This is a genomic window from Vibrio sp. 1727 (genome assembly GCF_033344415.1).
GTDB lineage: Bacteria > Pseudomonadota > Gammaproteobacteria > Enterobacterales > Vibrionaceae > Vibrio > Vibrio alginolyticus.
The window spans coordinates 1-535 of sequence record NZ_JAWPOT010000612.1 but is presented as its reverse complement, the minus strand read 5'-3'; the positions used below and the strand labels follow the sequence as shown (position 1 = coordinate 535).

Annotated in this window: 1 protein-coding gene; it reads right to left on the bottom strand. The window is 44.1% G+C overall.

The features are described 5' to 3' along the window. Positions 1 to 59 precede the first annotated feature (59 nt). Positions 60 to 535 (bottom strand): TetR family transcriptional regulator C-terminal domain-containing protein (locus tag R8O10_RS27210; RefSeq protein WP_318192229.1); only part of this gene is annotated, 476 nt, incomplete at its 5' end.

The following is a 535-nucleotide window of genomic DNA, read 5'->3' as shown; positions in this document are numbered from 1 at the left end:
ATAAGAAAGAGCGAACTCTGTCGCTCTTTAAAATGTATCTTCGTTACCCGTAGACGGTGTTAACCTCTCCATCGAGCAAGCAAGTTGTCGATGCCTTGCCAAAATAGGCGTAAGCTCTCTTCCTCACCTTTGATCGAATAGAAAACATGCGCGCTCAGGTACTGCCCGTATAAATCGAACGTCGCCTGACGAGTATCTAAGTCGCTTATAAACTCTTGGTTTTCTTTGCCTTTCGCAATTTGAATTTCTAGATAACTTAACCAAGTATCAATCGCTTTACGTAATGCCGCTTGTAACGGACAACTTTTGTCTGCGGCATCATTCCACGCATCAAGGAACATACAACTGCCTTGAAATGAATGGTTCCACGTCATCCAAGAATCCAACAACCCTCGGATTTTCCGCTCAATATTGCCATCACCAAGCCCACGTGCAGGTTCAATCACTCTTTCAGCAAACACTTGGTTTGCGTACTCAAGCACGGAAAGCTGCAAATTCAACTTGGAGTTAAAGTGAGCAAACAGACCACTTTTGG